The following is a 25,571-nucleotide window of genomic DNA, read 5'->3' on the forward strand; positions in this document are numbered from 1 at the left end:
GGATGTGCGTTCACCGTAGGCTCGGCCCGTGGATTACTTCCAGTGCATCTTTTGCAAGGAGTGAGTGCGTGTGACGCAATCCGGGGACGCCACCGGTCTCGACCTGAACCTTCTCCTCGCCCTCGACGTCCTCCTCGAGGAGCAGAGCGTGCGGGGAGCGGCCCGGCGGCTGCACCTGTCCGAGCCGGCCACCAGCCGCACCCTGGGCCGGATCCGCAAGGCGCTCGGCGATCCGATCCTGGTGCGGGCCGGGCGCGCGATGGTGCCGACGCCGTACGCGCTGTCCGTACGGGCGGAGGTCGGTGCGGTCGTGGAGCGGGCCAGGGCGCTGTTCGCGGCCTCGGGCCCCACCGATCTCCGCGCCGTCGCGCGCACGTTCACGGTGCTCGGCCAGGACTCCCATCCCGCCCTGCTCGGTCCCGACCTGCTCGCGCGTGCCGCCCGCGAGGCCCCGCAGGTGCGGCTGCGGTTCCTGAACGAGAGCCACATCGACGCGCCGACGCTGCGGGAGGGCGTCGCCGACCTGGAGATCGGTGTCATCGACACCGTCCATCCCGAGGTGCACACCGAGCACGTCGTCGACGACCGCATGCTCGCGGTCGTCCGGGCGGGACACCCGCTCCTCCGGGGGCGCCTGACGCGGCGGAGGTTCGCGGCGGACGCGGACCATCTGGTCGTCTCGCGCCGGGGACGGCTGCACGGTCCCATCGACACGGCGCTGGCCGAGCACGGCCTGCGGCGGCGGGTCGTCGCGAGCGTCGGCACGTACCCGGCGTCGCTGTTCGTCCTCCGCGACACCGACCTCGTCGGCCTGATCAGCGCGCGGAGCCGCTCGCTGGCCGAGGCCCTCGGTCTGGTCGCCTTCGAGGTCCCCCTCGACCTGCCGCCCCTGCCGGTCGGCCTCGCCTGGCATCCGCGCCACGACGCCGACCCGGCGCACGCCTGGCTGCGCGGCTGCGTACGGGACCTGCTGCTCGGCCGGTCCGGCTGATCCCGTCCGCCCCCGTCACGGCGGGCGGACGGTGCTACTCGGGGTCGGCGGCCACCCGGAAGCCGATGTTGCCGGTCGAGCTGTCGGGTGTGTTGGAGCTGCGGGCGGCCACCCGGTACCGGTTGCAGTAGGAGTCGTGGCACAGGTACGAGCCGCCGCGCATCGCGCGCGCGGTCTCCTCGCCGGGGGTGAACGGGTCCGCGCACCACTCCCAGACGTTGCCGACCGTGTTGTAGAGACCGAAGCCGTTGGGGCGGAAGGACTTCGCGGGGGCCGTGCCCGCGTGGACGCCGGCGGCGGGGAGCTCCGGGAACTCGCCCCGCCAGATGTTGCACAGGGGGCGGCCGTCCGACGTGAGCTCGTCGCCCCACGGGTACCGGCGCTGCTCCAGGCCGCCGCGGGCCGCGTACTCCCACTCGGCCTCGGTGGGCAGGCGGGTGCCTGACCAGGCGCAGTAGGCCTGGGCGTCGTGCCAGGACACATGGACGACGGGGTGGTTCTGCCGGTCGGTGACGTGGGAGCCGGGGCCTTCGGGCCGGCGCCACGAGGCGCCCTCCACCGTCCGCCACCACGGGACGCCCGGCACGGGCGGTGACAGCGCCGCGACCTCCTCCCCCAGGAAGGCCCCGAAGGTGAAGGAGAAACCGAAGCGCTCGGCGTCGGTGACGTGTCCGGTGGCCTTGACGAAGGTGGCGAACTGCGCGTTCGTCACCGTCGTGGCCGCGATGCGGAAGGGCTTCACGGCCTCCTCGCGGACCGGGCCCTCGGCGTCGGCGGGGAAGCCCTCCGGGTCGTCGGCGCCCATGAGGAAGCGCCCTCCGGGCAAGGGGAGCAGCTGCCGGGCGACCCGGGAGGGACGGGCCGGAGGGCGGGGCGGGGCGAGGGTCGTGACGGAGAGGTGGGCGTGACCTGGGGTGCAGCATTCGGGCATGACGACTCCGGCGGAATCGGAAGGGGGAACGGCCGGCCCCGTGTGTCGCGGTGCGGGGCCGGCCGGCGGTGCCAGGGGGTGTCTTGTCGATCAGGCCACGCGGTCGGCGGCGAGCTGCGCGGCCAGGGCGGGGACGCCGAGGGCCTGCTCCTGGGCCGATGTGGCCTGGTAGAGCTTGTTGGTCAGCTGGTAGGGGTCGTTCACCAGGTCGTAGTACTCGCGGAACTTCACCTGTCCGGTGCCGGACACCGTGCCGTTCCCGTCGGTCGTCAGGTCGTAGTACTCCGTGTACTGCTTGTCCTTGGCCACGTACGAGGACCAGGTGGGTGCGCCCCCGGTCGTGGTGCCCTGCTTCCACCATTCCACCAGGAGGTGGTCGCGGCTGTAGCCGGAGAGCAGGGACCGGCCGTCCTGCGGGGCGCTCGGGGTGATGCCGGCGGCGTCGAGGATGGTCGGCGCGATGTCGATGTTCGCCACGATGCGGTTGTCCTGCGTTCCCGCGCCCAGGCCGCCGGCCGGCCACGAGAGGTAGAACGGCACCTCGTGCGCCGGACGGTAGGGCACCGACTTCGCGGTCCAGCCGTGGTCGCCCCAGCTGAAGCCGTTGTCGCCGATGTAGATGACGAGGGTGTTGTCGAGCTGGCCCAGGGCCTGGAGCTTGTCCTTGAACGCCTGTACGGCGTCGTCGACGGAGAGCAGGGTGCGCAGCTGCTCGGCACGGATGGTCCGGCCGTCGGCGAGGGTGCCGGTGGCGTTCTTGATGTACCCCGGCTTGTCGCTGCGGTCGTTCTCGGGGACCGAAGGACGGCCGTTCCAGTCGGGCACGGGGGTGTCGGCGTACTTCGCCTCGGGGGTGCGCGGGCCGTGGGACGCGTAGGGCGTGACGTACGCGAACCAGGGCCTGGTGTCGGTGGCGGCCTTGTCGAGGAAGTTCAGGGTGCGGTTCTTGACGATGGTGGTGGTGTAGCCGTTGATCGTCTGGACGGTTCCGTCGACGTTCCACTGGGCGTCGACGTACCCGGGCTGGAGGAGGGCGAACTCCTCGAAGTGCGGCGGGTTGTCCGCCAGGGTCCAGGAGTTGAGGTACTTGCCGAACAGACCGGTGCGGTAGCCGGCCTGCTTGAGGTACTTCTGCACGGTGGTGCTCTGGTCGAGCGCGTACGAGGCCTTGTTGTTGCGCACGCCGTGGTTGTGGGCGTGGCGGCCGGAGAACACGCTGGAACGCGAGGGCGCGCACAGCGGGGTGGTGACGTGGCCGTTGGTGAACTTCACGCCCTGGTCGGCGAGCCAGGCGACGGTCTTGGGCAGAGCCCATTCGGTGTGCTTGGGCTGGTCGTCGGTGACGATCAGCAGGATGTTCGGCCGGCCGGCGGCAGCGGCGGGGCCGGCTGCGGCGACCTGCGCGAAGGCGGGTACGGCGGTCGCGGCCGCGACGGCGGCGGCGCCGCCGAGAAAGCCTCGTCGGCTCACCTGCGGGCGTCGGTTCTCGCTCATGATGTCCATTCCTCTGGGTGCGACTGCACAGGGGGCACAGCGGACGGAGGCACGGGAAACGTGCCGTCGGGCCGCGGCGGGAAGGGGAAGAGACGGGAGTCAGGCGGGGCGCCAGGTGGGGATCCCGTGGGGGGAAGGGGCGCGTTCAGCGCGCCGGGGCGACCGTACACAGGGCGCTCGCCACGTGCCCTTGGTCGACGTGGCGGCGCGCAGTGAGGATTCCTGCTGCCATGGCCACGACAGTATGCGGAGTGGATCCGCGGTTCCATGTACGGCGGATGAAATGGCGGCCGCCGTGCTCGCCGCCGTCTTGTGCCGGGCTCCCCGCTCTGGTCGCCCGACCACGACCGCGTGAGAATGCCCCCATGACCGACGCATCGGCGACACCGGCGGAAGAGGACACGGTCCGCGTCGAGCGCGACGGGCCGGTGACCACGGTGGTCCTGTCCCGGCCCGCCGCCCGCAACGCCGTGGACGGGCCTACGGCGCGGCGACTGGCCGACGCCTTCAGGGCGTTCGAGGCGGACGAGGAGGCCTCGGTGGCGGTGCTGTGGGGCGAGGGCGGCACGTTCTGCGCGGGCGCCGACCTCAAGGCCGTCGGCACCGAGCGCGGGAACCGGGTGGCGCCCGACGGCGACGGCCCGATGGGGCCGACCCGGCTGCGCCTGACGAAGCCGGTCATCGCGGCCGTCAGCGGCCACGCGGTGGCCGGCGGACTCGAACTGGCCCTCTGGTGCGATCTGCGCGTGGTCGAGGAGGACGCGGTCCTCGGCGTGTTCTGCCGCCGGTGGGGCGTGCCCCTGATCGACGGCGGCACGGTCAGGCTGCCCCGCCTGATCGGCGAGAGCCGCGCCATGGACCTCGTCCTGACCGGCCGTCCGGTCCCGGCCGCCGAGGCGTACGGGATCGGGCTCGCGAACCGTCTCGTGCCGACGGGCCGGGCCCGGGTCGCGGCGGAGGAACTCGCCCGGGAGATCGCCGCGTTCCCCCAGCTGTGCCTGCGTCACGACCGGCTGTCCGTCCGGGAGCAGCACGGCCTGCCCGAGTCCGAGGCGCTGGCGGCCGAACTGCGCCACGGCATGGTGCCCCTGTCGGCCGGCGAGGCCCTCGGCGGTGCCGCGCGCTTCGCGGCCGGGGCGGGACGACACGGCTCGTTCACCGCCTGAGCCGCCCCGGCCGCCCCGGAAGGTGACGGAGAACCCCGTGAGTACGGCCGCGGGGCTCGCTACCATGCGCGATGTGAATTCACGCGCGCGCTGGCTCGTAGGGATCGCGAGTACCGCCGGGGCGTTCGCCGCCGCCGGCGCGGGATGGGACGCGTTCGGGGACGTCGGACCCGTGCAGTACGCACTCGCGGGAGTCACCGCCCTGGCCAGCGGCGCCCTGGCCTATGCCCAGAGCGCCAGGAGCGGCCCGAGCACGCCGGGGACTCCGGTGCCGCGGGAATTACCCCGTGACATCAGCGACTTCACCGGTCGGCGGAGTGAACTCGACGACCTGGAAGGGCTCCTGCGCCGACGCGGCCGGTCGGCGGGCCCCCTCGTGGCCGCCATCGCGGGCAAGGGGGGCCTGGGCAAGACGACCCTCGCGATACGGGCGGCGCAGAGTGCGGCGGACGACTATCCGGACGGCCAGCTGTTCGCGAACTTACGGGGGTACGACCCCGTCCCCGCCGAACCGGAGGGGATACTGGCGCACTTCCTGCGGGCGCTGGGCACCGACCCCCGTGAGATACCGGACGCGCTGCACGACCGCGAGCAGCTGCTGCGCACCCTCACCGCCGGACGCCGACTGCTCATCGTCCTCGACAACGCCAACGGTCCCCGCCAGGTGCGGCCCCTGCTGCCCGGCACCCCGGACGTCGCCGTGATCGTCACCAGCCGTACCCCGCTCAGCACCATCGAAGGAGCCCGCACGATCGTGCTTGACCTCTTGGAACCCGATGAGGCGGTCGAGTTGCTGGGCCGGGTGGCGGGGGCCCGGCGCGTGGCGGACGACCCGGCGGCCGCACGACGCCTGGTGGCGCTCTGCGGGCACCTGCCCCTGGCCGTACGCATCGCGGGGGCGCGACTGGCGGAGCGGCCCGACGTCCCGCTGGCGGACCTCGCCGACCGGCTCGCCGACGAACGCGACCGGCTCGACCACCTGGAGATCGGCGACCTCGACGTCCGTTCCACGTTCATGCTCAGCCATCGGGGTCTGTCGGAGGAACAGCAGCGGGCCTTCCGCATGCTCGGGCTCTTCCCCGGCACGGACTTCGCGGCCTGGGCGCTCGCCGCGCTCATGGACGTCCCGCTGCGCACCGCCGAGCACCACCTCGACGCCCTGGTGTCCGCGCAGCTGCTCGACGCGACCGGCCCCGACGAGACCGGCACCGTCCGCTACGCCTTCCACGACCTGATCCGCGCCCTCGCCCGCGAGCAGCCCGAGCCCGGGGCGGCGGCCGCGACGCAGCGGCTCCTGGGCGCTTACCTCACGCTCGCCGCCACAGCGGAGGACCGCTTCCAGCCCGGCGAGGTCCGCAAGACCAGCGCCCACCCGCGCCACCCGGTCGAGGCCCGCGCCCTCGACCGGCTGCTGCAGGATCCGGTGACCTGGTTCATCAGCGAGCAGCGCAACATCGTCGCCTGTGTGCGGCTGGCCACGGCGCGCGAGTTCTGGGACGCGGCGTGGGAGCTCACCCACATCGGCGCCCCGTTCTTCGAGATGCTGGCCACCTGGGACGACTGGGAGGCCGCCGTCGGGCTGGCCCTCGACGCGGCTCGCCGGTCGGGCGACCGCCGGGCCGAGGCCATCACGCTCTTCGACACCGGGGCGCTCCGCCGGGACCTGGGCCGGCTCGACGAGGCCCTGGTGGCGTACGAGGGCGCCCGCGCCGGGTACACCGCGTCCGGCGACGAGCACGGGCTGGCTGCCCTCCTGCTGCTCGAGGGCATCGTCCACCGCAACCTGGGGGACTGGGAGCGGGCGGCCCGGCTGCTCGGCGACGGCGTCGTACGCCTCTCGGCGGCCGGGGACCGCAGGCTCGCGGCCCAGTCCCGGCGCAGCCTCGCGATCGTCCGTGGCAACCAGGGACGGCACGGCGAGGCGATCCCGCTGTTCCAGGAGGCGCTGGCCGAGTTCCAGAACCTGGGCGACCGGCGGGCCGAGGCGTACGCCTGGCGGAACCTGGCCCAGGCCCAGCTGGAGTTCGGCGAGCCCTCGGCTTCGGCACGCTCGTTCGCCCGGAGTCTGGAGATGACCCAGCGGCTGCGGGACCAGCGGGGCGAGGCGAGGGCGCTGCAGGGCCTCGGCCGTGTGAGCGTCGCCGAGGGGGCCGCGGCGGTGGCGCTGCGGCGTTTCACCCAGGCCCGGCAGATCGCCGAGGCGACCCACGACCGCGTCCTCATCCGGGAACTGGACCGCGACATCGTCTCGGCGAACCGCTCGTAGCGGGCGCCGGCTCGGCCGTGCCGTCTCTCTTCCTCCGCCGGTTCCGGCGGTGTTCCGGGGTGGGTGTCCTCGTCGATTCCGGCGCCCGGCCCGTCCCGCTCCTTGTACGGTGGTGAGTACGGGTCCGGTGCCGCCGACTCCCCCGTTTGCCGGCACCGGACCCCCTGCGACCGCTCTCCCATGGCGGTCGGCTCCTGGCGGCGCCGAGGGGCACGGCGGGCCCGGCACCTGACAGAGCGCGCCGAACGCTTCGGGCTGCTCCTCTCCCGCGCCCGCACCGTGGCGGTCGCCCCGGCCGACGAGTCCGAGGTGCTCGCCCGTTTCGCCGAGCGGGCCCGTCCGGCACCGCACCCTCCAGACGGCCCTCATCGGCACCCGGGGCCTGGACCGGACCGATCAGCCACTGTGACGCGTCTGACGCCGATCGCCGGAAGGTTCGTTCTGTTTCGCGAGTGAACCCGAACTGACAGCTGATCTAGGTTAGTTGAACGGTTTCCGGTCGTCTCCGGTGGGCAGGTTTGCAGAGCCGTGGACCGGGCATCGTCCGGCTTCGCGGCACAGCGATGCGGGCCGGAGTGAGAAGGAGGTCGGTCCCATGACCGTGCGTGCCGTCGAGCTGCCGCAGTTGTGGATGCCCTACGCGCTGCGGGTGAATCCGTATCTGTCCGCTCTGCACGAGGAGAGCGAGTCCTGGGCGCGCGGCATGGGGATGCTGGACGGCGGCCAGTGGCCTCCGGCCCGCCCCGCGATCTGGACACGGTCGGAGTTCCACGCCATGACCGTCGACCAGCTGACCGCCTGGACCCTTCCCGACGCCTCGTTCGAGGCCTTACGGATCAACCACCGGTTCAACGTCTGGGCCCTCGCCTGGGACGACTACTTCGCCTCCGCCTTCAAGCAGACCGGCGACCTGCCCGGAGCCCGGGCCTTCACCACCCGGCTGCACGCCTTCCTGCGGCCCGAGCGCGGGGCCCGGCTGCCCGAGCCGACGAACGCGGTCGAGCGGGGGATCGCCGATCTGCAGCAGCAGCTCTTCCCGCCGGGGCTGGCGCACTGGCGAGTGGAATTCAACCGGGCACTGGCGCGGTACATCGACGCGGGGGTCGAGGAACTGGCCAACAGCCGCAGCGGCCGCATTCCCCACCTGATCGATTACGCGCCGTTCCGCCGGGAGAGCTTCGCCGCCTACACCGCTCCCTATTCCGTCGAATTGGCCACCGGCGCGCGAATACCCGAACAGATACGGCACACCCGGACCATCCGTGCCCTGCTCGACGCCTTCATGGATTTCATGGGGCTGGCGAACGACATCGCGTCCTACGAGAGGGAGGTGCACGAGGAGAAGGACGTCAACAACCTGGTCCTGGTCGTCGGGACGTCCCTGGGCATCGCCCTCCACGACGCCGTGCCCGCCGCGCTGAACCTGGTGAACGCCCGGCTGCGGGACTTCGAGCACCTCCGGCGGAGCGAGCTGCCGCCGCTCGTCCGGCGGGCCGGTCTCGACCGCGACGAGCGGGCCGAGCTCGAGACCTGGCTCGGGGGAGCCTGCGGCTTCCTCTCCGGCCTCCACGCCTGGTACACCGGAGCACCCCGCTACGCCGCCGGGGACGTCTCGTTCCCGGGGTGAGGGCAGCGGGGTCGCACCGGTACCGGCCTACCTCCTGCGCAGGAGGCGCCTGACGCGCGTCAGCCAGGAGGCGCGGGGTCCGGGCCGCCGGACCTGGCCGGGATCGGTCGCGGGCGGCGGGAGCGGCACGGGCCTGCCGGTGCTCTGGGGCGGCGGGGCCGGGAGCGGGGCAGGGAGGGTGTCGGACTGGGGCGGGCGCGGGGCGAAGGTCACGGGCAGGGCCGTGAGGTGCCGGGCCCAGGTGGAGGAGCGCCAGCTGAGGCTCTCCTCGGGGACGGCCAGCGCGATGTCGGGCAGCCGGGTGAGCAGGATGTCGATGCCCGCGTCGGCGATGATGCGGCCGATGTCCTGGCCCGGGCATTCGTGCGTGCCCGCGCTGAAGGACAGGTGCGCGCGGTTGTGGTGCACGGGCGTCGAGGAGTCCGGGCGGATCGCCTCGTCGACGTTGCCCGCGGCCAGTCCGAGCAGGAGCATGTCCCCCGCATTGATCTCCTGTCCCCCGAGGGTGGTGTCGCCGTTGGCCCAGCGGCCCGGGCACACCATGAGCGGCGGCTCGTCCCAGAGGACCTGCTCCACCGCCTCGGGCAGCGTCATCTGGCCGCCCGCCAGCGAACCGCGGAACCGGGGATCGGTGACGACCATGCGCATGACGTTCGACATGAGGTTGGCGGTCGTCTCGTAGCCGGCGAGCAGGATGAGCCGCAGGTGGTGCTGGACCTCCTCGTCCGTGAGGCCCGCGGGATGGGCGAGCAGCGCGGAGGCGATGTCGTGCCCCGGCCGGACGCGCTTCTCGGCGACGAGCTGTTCGAGGCACTCCAGCACGTAGGCGTTGCTGGCGAGCGAGGTCTCGGTGGCCTTGAAGAGGTCGCGGGCGGCGTGCACGAGTTTGGGGGTGGACTCGTCGGACATCCCGAGCAGATGGCTGAGGGTGAGCATGGGCACGGCCTCGGTGAACTGCTCCACCAGCTCCGCCTCGCCGCTCTCGCAGAACGTGTCGATCACCTGGTGGGCGAAGCGGGTGATGTGGCGCCGGACGCCCCGGTGGTCGAACTGGTTGAGACCGGCCGTGACCGCGCCGCGCAGCCTCTGGTGCTCCTCGCCGTCCGCGCAGACGCAGTCGGGGCGCCAGCCGATCATCGGAATGAGCGGGGAGGTGGCGGGGTCGATCTCCCCGCTGCGCCAGCCGTGCCAGACGCGGGGGTCGCGGGAGAACTGGGTCGGGCGGCTGGCCACGTCGCGGTTCTCCAGGTATCCCAGGACGAGCCAGGCACGTACGTCGCCGTCGAGGAGTACGGGCGCCACCGGGCCGTGGGCGGCGCGCAGCTTCTCGTACAGGCCCATGGGGTCCGTCTCCGCGGCGGGTCCGTAGAGCCGGGTGGCTCCGCCGGGGCCGTCGGCGATGTGGGCCGGGCAGCCCGGGGGCGGGGCCGCCCCGGGCTGTGCGGTGGCGTGTTCGGTGGGTGGGACGGTCATGCGGTCTCCTGGGCGGCGGCGAGGGTGCACAGGTAGCCCATCAGCGAGAGCAGGGCGTCGCGGCAGGACGCCCGGTCCCGTGCGTCGCAGGTGACGATGGGCACGGATTCGCTGAGGGCCAGAGCGGTGCGGAGGTCTGCTAGGGGGTACTTCGGGGCCTCCGGGAAGGCGTTGACGGCCACGACGAACGGGACGCGGCGGTCCTCGAGCCGGGTGATGACCTCGAAGGAGACTTCGATCCTGCGGGTGTCGACGAGGACGACGGCGCCGAGCGCGCCCTCGAAGATGCCGTTCCACAGGAACCAGAAGCGTTCCTGTCCGGGAGTCCCGAACAGATAGAGGATGAGCTCCTCGTTGATGCTGATCCGTCCGAAGTCCATCGCGACGGTCGTGGTCTTCTTGTCCTTGGCGCCGGGGTTGTCGTCGATCCCGACGCCCGCCTGCGTCATGGTCTCCTCGGTGGTCAGGGGCGGGATCTCGCTCACCGCCCCGACCATGGTGGTCTTGCCGACCCCGAAGCCGCCGACGACCACGACCTTGACTCCCCTGGCGCCGTGCGGCAGCAGCAGGTCGGTGTCGTGCCGGCCGGCATCGAGTACGTCAGAGCTTGCGTAGTCCATGGATCACCGCCTCCAGTAGGCCGCGTTCGGGGTAGGCCGCCACGGGGACGGGCGCGATCGCCTCGACCCGCTCCTCCTCGACGAGCTTGGAGAGCAGCACGGTGACGACGCTGAAGGGGAGGCTGAGGTATGCGGAGACCTCGGCCACCGAGAGCGGGTACGAGCACAGGGTGAGGATGGCCGCGTGCTCGGGCTGCATGGCGGGATCGGGCTCGGACCTCGTCGCGATGAGCGTGACCAGGTTGAAGGTCTTGGCCGCGGAGTCCGCCGGGCCACCGGTAATGACGTAGAGCGGGACGGGTGTGCCTTCATTCCAGGGGTCCTGGTTCTCCGACGTCACATCGCCTGCCCGACGTCCTCACGGGGAGGGCTGGTCATGTGCTGGCCGATCCGGATCACCAGCGTCCGCATGCGGTCGCCGAGGAGTCCGGCGTCCACCTCCTGGTCGGCGAGGACCGCGAGATAGGCCCCGGGGCCGGCCGCCATCAGGGAGAAGTAGCCGCCGTCGGCCTCGATCCCGACCATCCGCGTCGATCCGTCCCCCTGCGGGAACATCTGGGAGATGGCCCGCGCCAGGCTCTGGATTCCGGAGCAGGCGGCGGCGATCGCGTCGGCGGTGTCGGGGGCCGTGTTCGCCTGCCCGATGCACAGGCCGTCCGACGACAGGACGACCACGTGTCGCACGTACGGGACGCTGCCCACGAGCTCCGTGAGCATCCAGTCCATGTTCGGCAGTGGCTGCATGTTACTCGTCCTCATCTGACGGCTCGCTGGGGGAAGGGGAAGGTTCGGCGACCGTTTTCCTGTCGCCTCGCTTGTCGCCGTTGAACGCCTCCCACATCAGCCCCGGCTGGCGGGTACTGCCGGAGGTGCCCCGGGAGGCCGCCGGATCGGCGGGGGCGGGCCCGGTCTGGACGACCGGGGTGGGGACGGGCGACTCGCGTCGTCGCTGCGGGAGCACGGGGGATTCCCGTCGTCGTTGCGGGAGTCCGTTGGCGGTCTTCCTGACCTCGCCGGAGCCCGTGGTGGAGTCGAGCGCCGGTGCCGGCCGGGGCAGGACGGGGCCGCCGCCCGCACGCCTCCGGGCGACGTCCGGGATCCGCAGGGCGGACTGCGGGACCGTGGTGATCAGACGGCGGGGGACGAGGACCACGGCCCGTACGCCTCCGTAGGCGGAGGTGCGCAGATCGACCTCGCAGCCGTGCTCGCGGGCCAGCCGGCTGACGACCGGGAGACCGAGCTGGGTGAGCTCGCCGAGGCCCGACAGGTTGATCCCGGTCTGCGACTGCGCCATGACGCGCTCGACCCGCTGCCGGACCTCTTCGGTGAGTCCGACGCCGCGGTCCTCGATCTCGATGGCGATGCCGGAGGGCACCTCGCTCGCGGTCACCTCCACGGGGGTGTGCGGCGGCGAGAACGTCGTGGCGTTGTCGAGGAGTTCGGCGAGCAGGTGCATCAGCGGCTCGGCGCCGGGGCCGATCACCGCCACCTCCGTCACCGACTGGAGCTTCACCCGGGGGTAGTCGACGATGCGGGACATGGCACCGCGCAGGACGTCGTAGAGCGGGATCGCCTTCGACCACTGACGGCCGGGCCGGGCGTCGCCGAGGACCGCGATGCTGGCCGCGAGGCGGCCGATCAGGGCGTTGCGGTGGTCGACGTCCTGCAGGCCCCGGGAGACCACGAGGTCCGTGCCGTGCTGGATCTGCATGGCGTGGAGGTCCTTGGCGAGCTGGTGCACGATCGCCTGGACCCGGCGCGCGACGGCCACCAGGGCCCGCTGGGAGGCGTCCCGGGTGTGCTCCTCCGCCTCCACGGCTTCCAGGAACGTCCGCAGGGCCCCCCTGAGCGCCTCGGTGTAGTCCGGGTCGAGGTGCTTCCCGAAGGTGACGGCTCCCAGGATCTCCGAGGAGGGGTCGCCCTTCTGCAGGCGGGCGACGGTCGCGGGCAGGAGTTCTTCGGCGAGCCAGACGACGGTGGCCCGCTGGTCGGCCAGGCGTCCGAGCAGCTCGGCCTCGCGCCGGGCGTGCCGCTCCGCCGCCTCGGCGCTCGCCCGGGTGTGGCGGTCCGCTTCCGCCGCGCGGGTTCGGCGCGCGGCCGTGGCCGAGGTGACGACCGTCAGGAGCACCGCGGCGAGTCCGCACCAGGCGACCGGTGTCCGTATCCCCTCGGGACAGAGCAGCAGCGCTATGGCGGAGGCTACGGCCAGAACTCCCGGAGGGAGGAGCCACACCCGGGCGACGGCGGTCGGCCGGGGTCTGGAAATTGAACCTGCACGAACCATCAAGGGGTCCCTAAACCGTCTGAAATGAACGGACTGAGGTGGTGCGATGCGCCGACGGGTCGCTTCGGGATCGCGCCGATGGCCGCATTCCGTGCAGCCGCGCTCCGTCCGTGCGCTCGCAGCGTTCATGACTCGCTGTGAGCGCGCCGCAACACATCGGGGAGCATAGTCAGTTCGGGTTCGCCATGTGACCTTGCTGGAAGGACGGCCTCCACCGGTCATTCCACGCCCATGAAAACGACCAACTACCGCATCTGAAATGCAATAAACCGATCACGTTATGGCTTCTGCGACACAAGGGAGTGGCCGCCACCCGGACATCCGGGCGGCGGCCACTCCCTTGCGCGGAAAGCGCCTCGACGATCAGGCGGAGGGACGGGCTCCCCTCGCGCGCCGGTGCAGGTGGACCGCCCCGCCCGCCACGGCACCGGCCAGCAGGACGCCGCCCAGGGCGAGCGGGACCTTCGCGGAGTCCCCCGCGGCCTCGGCGGCGGGTGCCGCCACGGCCTTCCCGGTGGAGCCCGCCACGGCCTTCCCGGCGGGGCCCGCCGCGCCGGCCGCCCAGCCGAAGCCGGCCTCGACGCCGCCGTGGGGCCGGCCGGAGATGCGGTAGGTGGCGGTCTGCTTGATCCGCGGCGGGCATTTCAGGGTGACCGTGTCCGTGCCGGAGACGGCGCCCTCCGGGACGACGAACTCACCCACCAGGACGCCCGACCGGTCGCCGGGCAGGAGGTGGAACTTGCCACCCGCCTCCGACTCCCCCTTGCCGTAGGTCTCCTTGCCGCACGCGGTGGTGGTGACGGTGACGGTGGTGCCGGGCGAGGCGTTCAGGGGGGTGATGCGGACGTCGGACTCCCCCGGCGCGGCGAGTGCCGTGGGGGCGGACAGGACGACGGCGCCGACGATCAGGCCGACCTGCAGGCCGGTGCGTACGAGACGCATGCTTCTCTCCTTCGGTGGAGCTTTCCGGCCGGCTCCTTCGCGCGGCACCCGTGCTGTGCTCCGTGGACGAGGCAAAGGCCGGTGCGTGGCCCCCGCAACACGGGGAGCACGTTCGGCCGTCCTCCGGTCGGGCGCACGACCGCCGCCGGCCGGGTCGGTCACAGCAGGTCACCGCGGTGCGCGTGCCGCCTCCCGGGTGATCTCGCCCCGCACGCGAACGGACCAGCGCCCGTACGCCCGTACCCCATGGCCCCCGACCGGCCCCGGCCCGCCCGGGGGATCAGCGGTGGCGGGCCGGAACGGGCGCTCATAACTTCGCGATATGACGAAACGACAGATCGCCCTCCTGGCGTGCACAGCGGCCCTCGCGGCCTCGGGGCTCGGCGCCGCCGCGCCGTCGGCCCACAGCTGGTCGGTGCACCGGGTGAAGCCGGGCGAATCGATCCAGAAGGCCGTGGACTCCGCGCGCCCCGGGGACACGATCCTCCTCGCCCCGGGCACGTACCGCGAGAGCGTCCGCATCACCACCCCGCACCTGACGCTCCGCGGTTCGAGCGTCTTCCCCACCGTCATCGTGCCCGCGGGCACCCCCGGCGCCGACGCGTGCTCCCAGGCGGGCAACGGGATCTGCGTCACCGGCACCGAGGCCCGTCCCGTCGAGGGCGTGACCGTGCGCTCGCTGACCCTCCGGGGCTTCGCCAAGAACGGACTGTGGGCCAAGTGGACCGACCGCCTGCGCGTCCAGGGGGTCACCGCCGAGTCCAACGGCACCTGGGGCATCGCCCAGGAGCGGTCCGTACGCGGCGTGCTGAGGCACAACGTCGCCCGGAACAACGGAGACGCCGGGCTCTTCCTGGCCAACACCGTCACCGAGGAAGGAGGGGCCACCGACACCCACGGCACCGTCGTCAGCGGAAACCGCGTGTCCGGCAACCGGATCGGCATCACCGTCCGCCGCCTGCGGAACCTGACCGTCGACCACAACGAGGCGACCGGCAACTGCGCCGCCGTGTTCGTCGTGGGCGACGAGTCCACGCCGCGCGCCGGCGCCATGACCGTGCGCCGGAACAACATCCACGAGAACAACAAGCTGTGCCCGAAGACCCCGCGCCTGCCCGCCCTGCAGGGCTCGGGCATCGTGATCACCGGCGCCGAGGACACCGTCGTCGCGCACAACCGGGTCGAGGACAACGTGGGCAGCTCGCCGCTCTCGGGCGGCATCGTGCTGTTCAAGAGCTTCGTGGGCGTCCCCAACGAGCGGATCGAGATCCGCGACAACGTGGCGCTGCGCAACGGCGCCGCCGACCTCGCCGACCGGGACGTCTCCAAGACCAACACCTTCCGTCACAACACCTGCGGCGTCTCCGAGCCCGCGGGCATGTGCTGACCGTCCCTCCCCCACCCGTACGGCACGACAGCAAAGGCAAGGCGAAAGAGATGACGACCGTCGATTCCGCTCCCCCGCCGCCCATGCGGCTGAGAGAACTCGTCTTCGGCGCGGCGTGCGCCGCCGCCGTGCGCGCGGCCGCCCGCCTGGGCGTGGCCGACGCCCTGGGCGACACGCCCATGACCGCGGAGGACCTCGCGGCCGAGGTGAAGACCGAACCGCGCACCCTGCGGCGGTTGTTGCGCGCCCTGTCCTGCCAGGGCGTGTTCACCGAGCAGCCCGACGGCACCTTCGCGCACACGGAGATGTCCCGTCTGCTGCGCGAGGACGACCCGCACAGCCTGCGCTACATCGCGCTGTGGTGCACCGAGCCCTGGACCTGGGACGTCTGGCCCAAGCTCGACGAGGCGGTGCGCTCCGGCCGGAACGTCTTCGAGGACGTGTACGGACGGGAGTTCTTCTCGTACCTCAACGAGGAGGCGCCCGAGTCCGCGTACGTGTTCAACCGGGCCATGACGACGTCGAGCAGGCAGTCGGCCGAGGACGTCGCCGGACTGCTCGACCTGGACGGGGCCTCCTCCGTCGTGGACATCGGCGGCGGTCAGGGCCACGTCCTGGCGAGCCTCCTCGAGAAGCACCCCGCGCTGCACGGCACGCTGCTCGACCTGCCGGCGGTGGTCGGCAACGCCGATCCCCGGCTGCGGGAGGGCGGCTCGCTCGCCTCCCGGGTGCGGATCGAGCCCGGTGACTGCCGGGAGGACATCCCGGTCCGGGCCGACGTCTACATCATCAAGAACATCCTGGAGTGGGACGACGACAGCACGCGCAGGACGCTGGCGAACGTCCGGAAGGCGGCGCGGCCCGGAGCCCGCGTCGTCGTCATCGAGAACCTCGTGGACGACACCCCGTCGATGAGGTTCACGACGGCCATGGACCTGCTGCTGCTGCTCAACGTCGGCGGCGCGAAGCACACCAGGCAGAGCATGGTGGAGCGGCTCACGGACGCCGGGCTCGTCATCGGCGAGGTCCGTCCGGTCAACGCGTACCTCCACGCCTTCGAGTGCACCGTGCCCGCCTGACCCGGGCCGCCCACGGGGCGGGAAACCCGAGGCCGCCCGCTCCGCGTCTGACGCGGGGCGGGCGGCCTCGGGTTTCACCGGGTTCCCGGCTCAGGAGCCGGCGTCCCGCTCCCAGCGGTAGAAGCAGTGCGCCATGGCGTCCTTGGGGCTGCGCCAGGTCGTCGGGTCGTACGCGCTGACGTACGCCGACAGGCGCTCGCTGACGCCGCGGAACTCGGGGTGTCCGGCCAGTCTGGCGACGTTCGGCGCCGGGTCCTGCTCGGACTCGATGAGGTGCAGGTAGACGTCGCCGAACTGGAACAGGCTGCGACGGGCGACCCCCACCAGGTGCGGCAGCTCGCCGCGGTCGGAGTCGGCGAACACGTCCGCGATCGCGGGCGCCGAGCCGGGCGCCATGCGGGCGACGATCAGAGCGTGGTGCATCGGTTTCCTTCCTCGGATGGTCCTGCCGGCGTCCGTCAGGCGGGCGTGACCGGTGCGCTCTGCCGCTCGCGCGCGGCCTGCACGATGCGGTCCCGGATCAGGGCCATCTGGGTGCGGGAGTTGCGGTTGATGTTGTCCGTCATCCACGCGTCGTCGACGGGGGCGTCGGGCTTCATCGCGAAGTCCTGGACCCACCGCATCTGGACGCCGCCGGGCAGTTCCTCGTACTCCCAGGCGATGTCCATGTGCGCGAACGGCCCGGTCTCGACGCGGCGGGCCCGGACCCTGCGGTTCTCGCGGTCCGTGGTGCGCTCCGACACCCAGCTCCAGACCTTCCCGTTCTCGTCGGGGTGCATGGTCAGGCGGAAGGTGGTCGTGTCGCCCTCCCGCTTCAGGATCTCGACCGAGGCGTACTCGCTGAAGAGCCGGGGCCAGTTCTCGATGTCGTTGGTGATGTCCCAGACGAGGTCGAGGGGGGCGTCGATGGTGATGCTGTTGTCGGTGTGTCCGGACACGTCAGACTCCTGCGAGGGTGTTGTTGACGAGGGCGACGAACTCCGCCGGCGTCTTGCAGCGCTCGGCGTCGGTGGGCAGCGCCACGCCGTGCCGGTTCTCCAGCTCGCCGACGATGCCGAGGAGGCCGAGCGAGTCGACGCCGAGGCCGCTGAACGGGGTCTCGGGGTCCTTCTCGAGCTGTGCGGCGTCGACGGTGACGCCGGCCGACTGCTTCATCAGCGCGGCCAGTTCGCCGAAGGTGAGTCCGGTGGTGATCATGTGCGTTTCTCCTTCCCCGCCCGGTCCTACCGGGCGAGTCCGCCACCGCGGCGCACGATGAGCGCCGCGTTGGATCCCATGAGTCCCCTGCTGAGGACGAGGGCCGTGCGCAGCTCGGCGGGCCGAGCGCGGGACATCACCACGTCGAGGTCGCAGTCGATGTCGTACACGTTGGGGGTGGGGGGCACGAGGCCGTGTTCCATGGCGAGCACGGCGGCCGCGGTGTCCAGTACGGGTGCCCCGCAGTAGGCCCGGCCGTAGCCGGTCTTGGGTGCCGTCACCGGGATGCGCGTGGCGTGCGCGCCCAGCACGTCGGCGAGCGCCAGCGCCTCGGCGCGGTCCGCCTCCGGTACGCCGAGGGCGTCGGGGAAGACGACGTCGATCTCCTCCGGGGCGCAGCCGGCCTCGTCGAGGGCGACCCGGATGGCCTGGGCGAGTCCCTCCCGGGACTCCTTCCAGCGGGAGGCGCCGGTGAAGGTGGCGCCGTGGCCGGCGACGGTGGCCCGTACGGTCGCGCCCCGGTCGAGGGCCCGGGTCTCGTCCTCGACGAGGAGCATGGCGCCGCCCTCGGCGGGGACGAAGCCGCAGGCCTTGGCCGTGAAGGGGCGGTAGGCGCGGTCCGGGTCCTCGACGGTGCTGAGCTCGGGGTAGCCGAGCTGGCACACCATCGAGTACGGGGCGAGGGGGGCCTCCGCGGCGCCGACGACCAGCGCGTCGGTCCCCCGCCGGACGGCGCGGGCGGCGTGGGCGAGGGCGTCGAGGCCGCCGGCCTCGTCGCTCGCGACCACCCCGCACGGGCCCTTGAAGCCGTGCCGGATGGAGATCTGGCCGGTGCTCGCGGCGTAGAACCAGGCGATGGACTGGTACGGGCCGACGAACTTGGAGCCCTGTCCCCACAGTTTCTGCAGCTCGCGCTGGCCGAACTCGCCGCCTCCCGATCCGGCGGCGGTGACGACGCCGACGGAGAAGGGGTCCTCGGGTCCCTCCTCGTGGGCCAGGCCGGCGTCGTCCAGGGCGAGCGCGGCGGCCGCCATGGCGTAGTGGGTGAACCGGTCGGTCTGGACGAGGAAGCGCTCCTCGATGAGGGCCGAGGCGTCGAAGCCCTCGACCTGGCCCGCGACCTTGAGGGGCAGGTGCTCGCAGCCCTCGCGGGTGATCCGGTCGAGAACGCCGAGGCCTTCCCGGACGGACTTCCAGTACGCGTCGGTGCGCAGTCCGTTGGGGGCGATCACACCGATGCCGGTGACGGCCGCCCGTCGTGGCCGCTGTGTGCTCATCGTGTCCTCCCGCCCGGCCCGGTCAGGAGCACGGCGGACTGGAAGCCACCGAAGCCGCTGCCGACGGAGAGCACGTTCCTCAGCTTCCGGGGGCGGGCGGTGCGCGGCACGTAGTCCAGGTCGCACTCGGGGTCGGGGATCTCGTAGTTGGCGGTCGGGGGCACCACCTGGTGCTTCAGGGCGAGCACGCAGGCGGCGACCTCTATCGCGCCGATCGCGCCGAGCGAGTGGCCCACCATGGATTTGATGGAGCTCATGGGCGTGTCGTACGCGTGGGAGCCCAGGGAGCGCTTGACGGCGGCCGTCTCGTGCCGGTCGTTCTGGCGGGTTCCCGAGCCGTGCGCGTTGACGTAGTCGATCGCCGTGGGGTCGAGCCTGGCCTGGTCGAGCGCGGTGTCGATCGCCCGGGCCATCTCCACTCCCTCACCGGTCAGACCGGTCATGTGGTAGGCGTTGCCGTAGGTGGCGTAGCCGCTGATCTCGCAGTAGACGTGCGCGCCGCGGGCCCTGGCGTGCTCGTACTCCTCCAGGACGAGGACCGCCGCGCCCTCGCCCATGACGAAGCCGTTGCGGCGGTCGTCGAAGGGCTTGGAGGCGTGCTCGGGGTCGTCGTTGTCGGGCGACGTGGCTTTGATGGCGTCGAAGCAGGCCATGGTGATCGGGGAGATCGGCGAGTCCGACGCCCCGGCTATGACGACGTCCGCCCTGCCCTCCTCGATGGTGTGGAAGGCGTAGCCGACGGCGTCGAGGCCGGAGGTGCAGCCGGTGGAGACGGTCTGCACCGGGCCCTGGGCGCCGAACTGCTCGGCGACCACCGAGGCGAGCGTGCTGGGCGCGAACGCCAGGTGCAGCTTCGGGTCGGCGGCGCGGTGGTCCACGTCCCACCGCTGTCCGCGCTCGCTGACCAGGACGTAGTCGTGCTCCAGGCGGGTGGTGCCGCCGACGGCGCTGCCGAGGCTGACGCCGACGCGCCAGGGGTTCTCGGTGGCGGTGTCGAGCCCGGAGTCCCGTACGGCTTCTCCCGCGGCGACGACGGCGAACTGGACGTACCGGTCGTTGTGCTCGCTCAGTTCGGGAGGCAGGCCGTGGGCGTACGGGTCGAAGTCGCACTCGGCGGCGATGCGGGAGCGCAGGCCGACGGGGTCGAACAGGGTGATGCCGCGGGTCGCCGTCCGCCCCTGGGCGAGGAGGTCCCAGAAGGCCGCCGTGCCGGTGCCGCCCGGTGCGACCACGCCGATGCCGGTGACGGCCACGCGCCGGGTCACTCGAGGGCCCCCTCCGGCTCGAGCGCTCGTCCATGGGCGCCGTCGCAGGAGTGCGGTGCCGTCGCGGGCGTGTCCTCGGTGTCGACGTGACCGAGGCTCGGGTGCGGGGCGAGAGGGCCCAGGTGGAAGACCATGCGGGCCTCCACGTTGCCGACGTTGCGGAACCGGTGCCGGACGTCGACGGGGATCAGCAGTCCCTGGTCCGGCCGGAGCGTGTGCGTCTCGCCGTCCAGGTCCACTTCGAGCTCGCCCTGGACGACGTACACGAACTCCTCGGAGTACGGGTGGTAGTGCTCGCCGATGCGGTCGCCCGGCTGGATGAGGGCCAGCCCCATGAAGCCGCTGGTGGAGCCCACGGTGGCGGGCGTGAGCATGGCCCGCAGGTCACCTCCGCGTCTGCGGTTGGGTTCCGTGTCGCTCAGGTTCACGATGAGCGGACGCTGCTGGAGCATTTGATACCTCCGGGTGTGGCGATGACATGTGACGCACGGTCGGGCACGGGCCCACCGTGGGGGGCCGAGGGGCGAGGGCCCACGGTGGGGCCGGGGGGCCTGGAACCGTTCCCTCAGGAATCGGCCGCGCGGCGGTCGGTGACCGGCAGCATGTCGGCGTGCGACAGGAGCCGGTTGAGGTTGCGCTCGTTGTCCAGGGGGCCCTCGACGCCGATCGCGGCACCGTCGAGGAGGCGTTCGAGCACCTTGGCCTTCCGCTCGCCCTTGACGCCGAGGGCGGCGACGGGATCGAGGTCGAGGTCGCCCTCGACGTCGACGAGGCGCACCACGACGTCGTCGCGCTGGAAGACGGTGCTGCCGTACACGGGGCTGTCGGGGTCGACCGCCGCCTCCGCGTCCTGCTGGGCGAGCAGCCGGGCCAGGTCCGAACCGCGGCCCTGCTTGGCCGGGTAGTACAGGGCGTGGCGCCGCAGGCCGGCCGGCTCGGGGCGGGCGGAGACCACGTGGTGCACGGCCGGGAGGGCCGCGCGGGTGAAGAAGACCCGGGCCGACTCGGGGTCGGTGAGGTCCCGGTCCTGCTCCAGGTAGGGGTTGATGGCCTCCTCGACGGCCCGGACCCCGGGCTGCCGGGCGACGTGCCGCAGCGCGGACAGGAGGTCGCCCTCCACCTCGACGGCCCGCACGACGCGGTTGCCGTGCATGAACAGCGAGGTGCGGCGCAGCCGCGTGTTCTCGTCGACCTGTGCCTCGGGCGACTCGTAGCCGGCCAGGAGCTCCGCGACCTTCGACTCGGAGCCGGGCTTGACGGTGAAGGTGAGCGCGTGACGGGTCACTCCGTCGCCCACGCGGGCCGCCACCTGCTCGCCCGAGGCGGACTCGGGAGTGAGAGGCCGCTGTGCGCCGGTCTCCCGGAGGATGCTGTAGCGCATGGACCGGGTGTCCCGGACGCAGCTGTGCATCGGCTTGACCATCTCGACGTGCTCCTCGCTGTTCACCCAGGCGAGGAAGGGCGGGGCGCTCTCCCACTCGCTGGTGATCAGCCACTGCGAGGGGTTCTCGATGGACTGGCACAGCTGGTCGCTGATGTGGCCGGGGACGCCGGCCACCTGCTTGCGCATGACCTCGTACGCCTCCAGGAACTGCTGCTGGGCTCCGTCGTACAGGTCGAGCAGCAGGATCACCCGCAGCCTGGACCCGTCGAACACCGACTGCGATATGCGTGCCGTGGTGGTCATCCGGCGCACCTCTTTCTCCTCTGCGAGAGCGGGAAGGGACCGCCTGACCGGGAAGGCCGGGGTCGTCATGTACCGAACCTTCACGCGACCCCGAGATCCACGCGAGCCCCACGGGGCGGATGAGTGAACCGCGCGTCATTCGGGTGGCTCGCGCGCACGGTCCCCGGCCCGGCCGGGCAGGCATCTGCATCCCATCCCCGACCCGCGTCACCGGTGACGCTGGAGGCCATCGATGAACCGAAGCGAAGCGGCCGGTGAGAACGGGCACCGCACGCCCGTCCTCATCGTGGGCGGCTCCCTGGTGGGCCTGTCCACCTCGCTCTTCCTGGGACGTCTCGGCGTGCCGCACACGCTCGTCGAGCGTCATGCGGGCACCTCGATCCACCCGCGCGGACGCGGGAACAACGTGCGCACGATGGAGGTGTTCCGCGGCGCCGGTGTCCGCGAGCGCATCCACGAGGCCGCGAAGACCCTGTCGGCGAACAACGGGATCCTGCAGACGCCGACCCTGGTGGGCGATGCCGGCGAGTGGCTGTTCCGGCACATCGACCCGGGTGGCGGTCTGGCCCGGTTCAGCCCCGCCGAATGGTGCCTGTGCAGCCAGAACGACCTCGAACCGGTGCTCCTGGAGAGCGCGCGGGGGCTGGGTGGGGACCTGCGGTACTCGACCGAGCTGATGTCGTTCGAACAGGACGCCGAAGGGGTGACGGCTCGGGTCAAGAGCCGGGAGAGCGGCGAGCACACCACCATCCGGGCGGACTACCTCGTCGCGGCGGACGGCCCGCGCAGCCCGATCCGCGAGCAGCTCGGCATCGGGCAGACCGGGCCGGGCGACCTGTTCCACAACGTGAGCATCACGTTCGAGTCGCGCGACCTCGCGGCCGTCGTCGGCGACCGCCGCTTCATCGTCTGCTATCTCACGAGCCCGGAGGGGGACGGGGCTCTCCTGCCGGTGGACAACGCCGAGCGGTGGGTCTTCCACGCCCCCTGGCACCCCGAACTCGGCGAAACGCTGGAGGAGTTCACCGACGAGCGGTGCAGGGAACACATCCGGCGCGCCGTGGGGGTGCCGGACCTGCACGTGGAGATCACGGGCAGGGCACCCTGGCACGCGGCCGAGCGGATCGCCGAACGGTACGCGGAGGGGCGGGTGTTCCTCGCGGGCGACTCGGCCCACGAGATGCCGCCCACGGGGGCCTTCGGCTCCAACACCGGCATCCAGGACGCGCACAACCTCGCCTGGAAGCTCGCCGCGGTACTGGGCGGCTGGGCCGGTCCCGGTCTGCTCGCGTCCTACGACGCGGAGCGCCGGCCGGTCGCGGAGGCGACCAGCGCCCGTGCCTCGTCGCGCTCGGTCGAGCACAGCCACCCGGGGTACACCCCCGAGCCGGGGGCGGGCGGCCCGGGCGGGAAGCGGGGCGGCATCCTCAACGTCGCGCTGGGCTACCGCTATCCGCGCGGCGCGGTCCTGGGCGCGGACCCGACGGTGCCGATCGTCCCGGACGGGCTGCGTCTGACGGGCGAGCCCGGCAGCCGCGCGCCGCATCTGTGGCTGGACCGCGCGGGTGGACGGATCTCCACCCTGGACCTGTACGAGCGGTCCTTCGTGCTGCTGAGTTCGGCGGGGGCCATCGGCGGCTGGCACACGGCGGCGGCGCGCGTCGCCGAGCGCCTGGCGGTGCCCCTCGACTCGTACCGGATCGGCGACGGGCCCGACGCGGAGCTCTCGACCGCGGACGGCGAGGACTGGGCGGAGGCCCACGGGGTCACCGTGAACGGTGCGGTGCTGGTCCGCCCGGACGGATTCGTCGCCTGGCGGTCCGAAGGGACGTCGGAGGACCCGGAATCGGCCGTGCGGGCGGCCCTCACGGCCGTGCTCGCCCTGGAGTGACGGGCCGGTCCGCACAGCCGCGACGCCCACCGGCACGGCGGGGCGGTCCGCGTTCCCACGGGAGCGGACCGCCCCGCCCGTCTGTTTCGGTCCCGGTCCCGGGGGCGGACCGGTCGCTCCGAGGCCGCGCGTTAGGGTGTGGGGTGCTTCCGCGAACCCTGCTCACCGGCCCGTCGCTCGCCGACGCCGCGCTCCTCGGCCATGTGGAACGGGGCCGGGAGTGGCCGCTCCTCGTGTGGGCCCCGGGACCGGGCGTCCGCATGGTGTCGAGCGCCGTCCTCGGCGGAGGCATCGGCGAGCGTCAGTGGGTCGTCAACGCCCAGGTCCCGCCCGGCTACGCCCGGCTCGACCCCGTCGCCCACCTCCGTGACCTGGCTGCCGGAGCGGGCCTCGACGGCGCGGGCGTGGGGCTCATGACGGCGGCGTCGGTCGCGGACCGGCGTCACGCCGCGGACGGCGGCGCGCAGGCCCTGGTCACCGCCGGGATCGGGGTGCGGGGCTGGGCCGCGGTTCCGGGAGCCGGCAGCGTGGCGGCGCCCCGGCCCGGAACGATCAACATCATCGTGTCCCTGCCGGTGCCGCTCACGGACGCCGCGCTCGTGAACGCGGTCGCCACCGCCACCGAGGCCAAGGTGCAGGCCCTGGTCGAACTGGGCGCCGACGCCTCCGGCACGCCGACGGACGCGGTCTGCGTGGCCGCGCCCTCGCCGGCCGCCGGCGCCGGAAGCCCCGTCGAGTCGTTCGCCGGACCGCGGTCGCTGTGGGGCGCGCGGCTCGCCCGCGCCGTGCACAGGGCGACCCGGGCGGCGTGCGCGGGTCAGCCGACGCCCTGACCGCCACCGCTGAGCCGGGGCCGGCCGTTCCCGGCCGCTCTCAGCCACCCCCCGGCCGTTCCCAGCCGCTCTCAGCCACCTTCCGGGCCGTTTCCGTCCGCTCTCGGCCGTTCTCAGCCGTGCGAGAGCAGCGCCGCGGTGAGTTCGGCCGCGCGCCGGTGCCAGAGGTCCGCGCCCCGGAGCATGGCGTGCCCGCCGGTCGGCATGGGAATGCCCGCCGCGTCGGCGCCCGCCTCCCGGGCCCGGCGGACGAACTCCCAGGACTGCCGGGCCGAGGTGACCCGGTCGGTCTCGTCGTGGAGCAGGTAGAGGCGCCGGCCGCCGAGGTGGTCCACGGGCTCGTCGGCGGGGCACCACGGCGCGAGCGCGACGACCCCGCGCACGGCGGGGTCGCCCGCCGCGCGGAGGGCGGCCCGGCCGCCCATGGAGTGGCCGAGGAGCACGACGGGCACGGGCCCTGCCTGCTCCCGGATCCGTCCGAGGGCGGCCTCGGCGTCCCGGGCGGCGTCGGCTCGGGCGCCGTTCCAGCCGCGGTGGCGGTAGCGCACCTCGGCGATCAGCACGGCCCGGCCCCGGACGGCCCGGGTCACGGCGGCGGCGAAGGGGCGCATGCGCAGGGCCGGCAGATTGAGCGCGGGCGGCGGCTCGGGGCCTTCGGCACGGCCGCCGTGGAGCAGCAGCACGGCGGCGGTGGGCGCGGCGGGCGCGCTGCGGACGACGAGCGCGGTGGGATCGGCACGCCGGGTCGGGCACAGGTTCATCGCGTCGCCGTCCCGCCCGGGCCTGTCCGGCGGACCCGGCCATGACCCGCCGGACGGGCCCTGGGGCACCGATGTGATGGCCGGGGGACGGACCCGCTCGTACGGGTCGTGCGGGCCGTGTGACCGGGCCGCTGCGCCATGGGGGCCTCCAGGAGTCGCTTGCCGTCTGAGGGCCGAAGTCTGCCAGGCCGCACCGGTCGTCAGGTACACCGCAACCTGGTCCGGGCCTTTCGGCCGCCAGGGTTCGTGGGCGAGGCGCAGGTCCCTCTCCGCGTCCGGGCCGCCGCGGGAGACGGGACCCGGAGGCGGAGGGAACCGCGAAGACCGTCATGTCCCCGCTCGCGTGGACCGGGCACCGCGTTCGGGGCGGCCCACCGCACGGAACCCCGCTCGGCTCGCA

At 72.9% G+C, this 25,571-nt stretch carries 24 protein-coding genes; 8 read left to right on the forward strand and 16 right to left on the reverse strand.

All coding sequences use genetic code 11. The features are described 5' to 3' along the window. The first annotated feature begins 64 nt into the window (after window positions 1-64). Window positions 65-991 carry a LysR family transcriptional regulator gene (locus tag K7G60_RS19130; RefSeq protein WP_225802152.1) on the forward strand — a complete coding sequence of 309 codons (927 nt, stop codon included), beginning with the start codon at window positions 65-67 and terminating at the stop codon, window positions 989-991. A gap of 34 nt (window positions 992-1,025) precedes the next feature. Here K7G60_RS19130 and K7G60_RS19135 read toward each other — a convergent pair whose 3' ends face one another. Next, on the reverse strand, window positions 1,026-1,922 hold the full coding sequence (locus tag K7G60_RS19135) for a formylglycine-generating enzyme family protein (RefSeq protein WP_225802153.1): 897 nt from the start codon (window positions 1,920-1,922) through the stop codon (window positions 1,026-1,028). Between the two features lie 90 nt (window positions 1,923-2,012). Then, a complete protein-coding gene (locus tag K7G60_RS19140) occupies window positions 2,013-3,416 on the reverse strand; it encodes a sulfatase (RefSeq protein ID WP_225802154.1) in 1,404 nt (467 codons plus the stop codon). 365 nt (window positions 3,417-3,781) lie between these two features. Between K7G60_RS19140 and K7G60_RS19145 the strand changes: the two genes are divergently transcribed. The 3 genes from K7G60_RS19145 (at window position 3,782) to K7G60_RS19155 (ending at window position 8,475) form a co-directional block, all read left to right on the forward strand. Continuing rightward, window positions 3,782-4,582 (forward strand): crotonase/enoyl-CoA hydratase family protein, encoded by an 801-nt coding sequence (locus K7G60_RS19145; protein WP_225802155.1) that lies wholly within the window; start codon window positions 3,782-3,784, stop codon window positions 4,580-4,582. Between the two features lie 73 nt (window positions 4,583-4,655). Continuing rightward, on the forward strand, window positions 4,656-6,848 hold the full coding sequence (locus K7G60_RS19150; RefSeq protein WP_225802156.1) for a tetratricopeptide repeat protein: 2,193 nt from the start codon (window positions 4,656-4,658) through the stop codon (window positions 6,846-6,848). A gap of 595 nt (window positions 6,849-7,443) precedes the next feature. Beyond that, complete coding sequence (locus tag K7G60_RS19155) at window positions 7,444-8,475, forward strand: hypothetical protein (RefSeq protein ID WP_225802157.1); 1,032 nt, start codon at window positions 7,444-7,446, stop codon at window positions 8,473-8,475. A gap of 27 nt (window positions 8,476-8,502) precedes the next feature. Here K7G60_RS19155 and K7G60_RS19160 read toward each other — a convergent pair whose 3' ends face one another. The 6 genes from K7G60_RS19160 to K7G60_RS19185 form a co-directional block, all read right to left on the reverse strand. After that, entirely contained in the window at window positions 8,503-9,948 is a 1,446-nt protein-coding gene (locus K7G60_RS19160) for a cytochrome P450 (protein ID WP_225802158.1), read from the reverse strand. Then, the gene (locus K7G60_RS19165) at window positions 9,945-10,568 is read right to left on the reverse strand and encodes an ATP/GTP-binding protein (protein WP_225802159.1); all 624 of its coding nucleotides are present in this window, start codon (window positions 10,566-10,568) and stop codon (window positions 9,945-9,947) included. Before K7G60_RS19165 ends, K7G60_RS19160 begins: the two co-directional genes overlap by 4 nt. Further along, the gene (locus tag K7G60_RS19170) at window positions 10,549-10,908 is read right to left on the reverse strand and encodes a DUF742 domain-containing protein (RefSeq protein ID WP_225802160.1); all 360 of its coding nucleotides are present in this window, start codon (window positions 10,906-10,908) and stop codon (window positions 10,549-10,551) included. Before K7G60_RS19170 ends, K7G60_RS19165 begins: the two co-directional genes overlap by 20 nt. Beyond that, a complete protein-coding gene (locus K7G60_RS19175; protein WP_225802161.1) occupies window positions 10,905-11,312 on the reverse strand; it encodes a roadblock/LC7 domain-containing protein in 408 nt (135 codons plus the stop codon). Before K7G60_RS19175 ends, K7G60_RS19170 begins: the two co-directional genes overlap by 4 nt. 1 nt (window position 11,313) lies before the next feature. After that, window positions 11,314-12,801: a sensor histidine kinase KdpD gene (locus K7G60_RS39180; RefSeq protein ID WP_225802162.1), complete on the reverse strand. Its 1,488-nt coding sequence runs from the start codon at window positions 12,799-12,801 to the stop codon at window positions 11,314-11,316. A 414-nt stretch (window positions 12,802-13,215) separates the two neighbouring features. Beyond that, complete coding sequence (locus K7G60_RS19185) at window positions 13,216-13,794, reverse strand: sortase (protein WP_225802163.1); 579 nt, start codon at window positions 13,792-13,794, stop codon at window positions 13,216-13,218. 322 nt (window positions 13,795-14,116) lie between these two features. On the opposite strand from K7G60_RS19185, the gene K7G60_RS19190 reads away from it, so the two are divergent. Both K7G60_RS19190 and K7G60_RS19195 read left to right on the forward strand, forming a co-directional pair. Continuing rightward, window positions 14,117-15,181 (forward strand): nitrous oxide reductase family maturation protein NosD, encoded by a 1,065-nt coding sequence (locus K7G60_RS19190; protein ID WP_225802164.1) that lies wholly within the window; start codon window positions 14,117-14,119, stop codon window positions 15,179-15,181. Between the two features lie 50 nt (window positions 15,182-15,231). Beyond that, entirely contained in the window at window positions 15,232-16,260 is a 1,029-nt protein-coding gene (locus tag K7G60_RS19195) for a methyltransferase (protein ID WP_225802165.1), read from the forward strand. Between the two features lie 90 nt (window positions 16,261-16,350). Here K7G60_RS19195 and K7G60_RS19200 read toward each other — a convergent pair whose 3' ends face one another. The 7 genes from K7G60_RS19200 to K7G60_RS19230 form a co-directional block, all read right to left on the reverse strand. Beyond that, window positions 16,351-16,683, reverse strand: coding sequence for a TcmI family type II polyketide cyclase (locus K7G60_RS19200; RefSeq protein WP_030690533.1), 333 nt, complete (start codon window positions 16,681-16,683; stop codon window positions 16,351-16,353). A gap of 35 nt (window positions 16,684-16,718) precedes the next feature. Beyond that, entirely contained in the window at window positions 16,719-17,198 is a 480-nt protein-coding gene (locus K7G60_RS19205) for an SRPBCC family protein (RefSeq protein ID WP_225802166.1), read from the reverse strand. Between the two features lies 1 nt (window position 17,199). Next, entirely contained in the window at window positions 17,200-17,457 is a 258-nt protein-coding gene (locus K7G60_RS19210; protein WP_225802167.1) for an acyl carrier protein, read from the reverse strand. 26 nt (window positions 17,458-17,483) lie between these two features. Then, on the reverse strand, window positions 17,484-18,734 hold the full coding sequence (locus K7G60_RS19215) for a ketosynthase chain-length factor (RefSeq protein ID WP_225802168.1): 1,251 nt from the start codon (window positions 18,732-18,734) through the stop codon (window positions 17,484-17,486). Next, the gene (locus tag K7G60_RS19220) at window positions 18,731-19,999 is read right to left on the reverse strand and encodes a beta-ketoacyl synthase (RefSeq protein ID WP_225802169.1); all 1,269 of its coding nucleotides are present in this window, start codon (window positions 19,997-19,999) and stop codon (window positions 18,731-18,733) included. Before K7G60_RS19220 ends, K7G60_RS19215 begins: the two co-directional genes overlap by 4 nt. Further along, on the reverse strand, window positions 19,996-20,451 hold the full coding sequence (locus tag K7G60_RS19225; protein WP_225802170.1) for a cupin domain-containing protein: 456 nt from the start codon (window positions 20,449-20,451) through the stop codon (window positions 19,996-19,998). The genes K7G60_RS19220 and K7G60_RS19225 overlap by 4 nt, the downstream gene beginning before the upstream one ends. A 113-nt stretch (window positions 20,452-20,564) precedes the next feature. After that, window positions 20,565-21,686, reverse strand: a complete 1,122-nt coding sequence (locus tag K7G60_RS19230) for a SchA/CurD-like domain-containing protein (protein WP_225802171.1) — start codon at window positions 21,684-21,686, stop codon at window positions 20,565-20,567. Between the two features lie 232 nt (window positions 21,687-21,918). Between K7G60_RS19230 and K7G60_RS19235 the strand changes: the two genes are divergently transcribed. After that, window positions 21,919-23,577 carry an FAD-dependent monooxygenase gene (locus K7G60_RS19235; protein WP_225802172.1) on the forward strand — a complete coding sequence of 553 codons (1,659 nt, stop codon included), beginning with the start codon at window positions 21,919-21,921 and terminating at the stop codon, window positions 23,575-23,577. A 143-nt stretch (window positions 23,578-23,720) separates the two neighbouring features. Next, entirely contained in the window at window positions 23,721-24,410 is a 690-nt protein-coding gene (locus tag K7G60_RS19240) for an adenosylcobinamide amidohydrolase (RefSeq protein ID WP_374115649.1), read from the forward strand. A gap of 113 nt (window positions 24,411-24,523) precedes the next feature. On the opposite strand, the gene K7G60_RS19245 is transcribed toward K7G60_RS19240, so the two are convergent. Beyond that, window positions 24,524-25,171: an alpha/beta fold hydrolase gene (locus K7G60_RS19245; protein WP_225802173.1), complete on the reverse strand. Its 648-nt coding sequence runs from the start codon at window positions 25,169-25,171 to the stop codon at window positions 24,524-24,526. Window positions 25,172-25,571: the final 400 nt, after the last annotated feature.

Origin of the sequence: Streptomyces sp. NK15101 (genome assembly GCF_020400725.1) — a bacterium.
GTDB lineage: Bacteria > Actinomycetota > Actinomycetes > Streptomycetales > Streptomycetaceae > Streptomyces.

Coding starts and splice junctions, on each gene's coding strand:
- K7G60_RS19135 (WP_225802153.1), bottom strand. CDS start 1,922: ATGCCCGAATGCTGCACCCCAGGTCACGCCCACCTCTCCGTCACGACC.
- K7G60_RS19140 (WP_225802154.1), bottom strand. CDS start 3,416: ATGAGCGAGAACCGACGCCCGCAGGTGAGCCGACGAGGCTTTCTCGGC.
- K7G60_RS19145 (WP_225802155.1), top strand. CDS start 3,782: ATGACCGACGCATCGGCGACACCGGCGGAAGAGGACACGGTCCGCGTC.
- K7G60_RS19155 (WP_225802157.1), top strand. CDS start 7,444: ATGACCGTGCGTGCCGTCGAGCTGCCGCAGTTGTGGATGCCCTACGCG.
- K7G60_RS19160 (WP_225802158.1), bottom strand. CDS start 9,948: ATGACCGTCCCACCCACCGAACACGCCACCGCACAGCCCGGGGCGGCC.
- K7G60_RS19165 (WP_225802159.1), bottom strand. CDS start 10,568: ATGGACTACGCAAGCTCTGACGTACTCGATGCCGGCCGGCACGACACC.
- K7G60_RS19175 (WP_225802161.1), bottom strand. CDS start 11,312: ATGCAGCCACTGCCGAACATGGACTGGATGCTCACGGAGCTCGTGGGC.
- K7G60_RS19185 (WP_225802163.1), bottom strand. CDS start 13,794: ATGCGTCTCGTACGCACCGGCCTGCAGGTCGGCCTGATCGTCGGCGCC.
- K7G60_RS19190 (WP_225802164.1), top strand. CDS start 14,117: ATGACGAAACGACAGATCGCCCTCCTGGCGTGCACAGCGGCCCTCGCG.
- K7G60_RS19195 (WP_225802165.1), top strand. CDS start 15,232: ATGACGACCGTCGATTCCGCTCCCCCGCCGCCCATGCGGCTGAGAGAA.
- K7G60_RS19200 (WP_030690533.1), bottom strand. CDS start 16,683: ATGCACCACGCTCTGATCGTCGCCCGCATGGCGCCCGGCTCGGCGCCC.
- K7G60_RS19210 (WP_225802167.1), bottom strand. CDS start 17,457: ATGATCACCACCGGACTCACCTTCGGCGAACTGGCCGCGCTGATGAAG.
- K7G60_RS19215 (WP_225802168.1), bottom strand. CDS start 18,734: ATGAGCACACAGCGGCCACGACGGGCGGCCGTCACCGGCATCGGTGTG.
- K7G60_RS19225 (WP_225802170.1), bottom strand. CDS start 20,451: ATGCTCCAGCAGCGTCCGCTCATCGTGAACCTGAGCGACACGGAACCC.
- K7G60_RS19230 (WP_225802171.1), bottom strand. CDS start 21,686: ATGACCACCACGGCACGCATATCGCAGTCGGTGTTCGACGGGTCCAGG.
- K7G60_RS19235 (WP_225802172.1), top strand. CDS start 21,919: ATGAACCGAAGCGAAGCGGCCGGTGAGAACGGGCACCGCACGCCCGTC.
- K7G60_RS19245 (WP_225802173.1), bottom strand. CDS start 25,171: ATGAACCTGTGCCCGACCCGGCGTGCCGATCCCACCGCGCTCGTCGTC.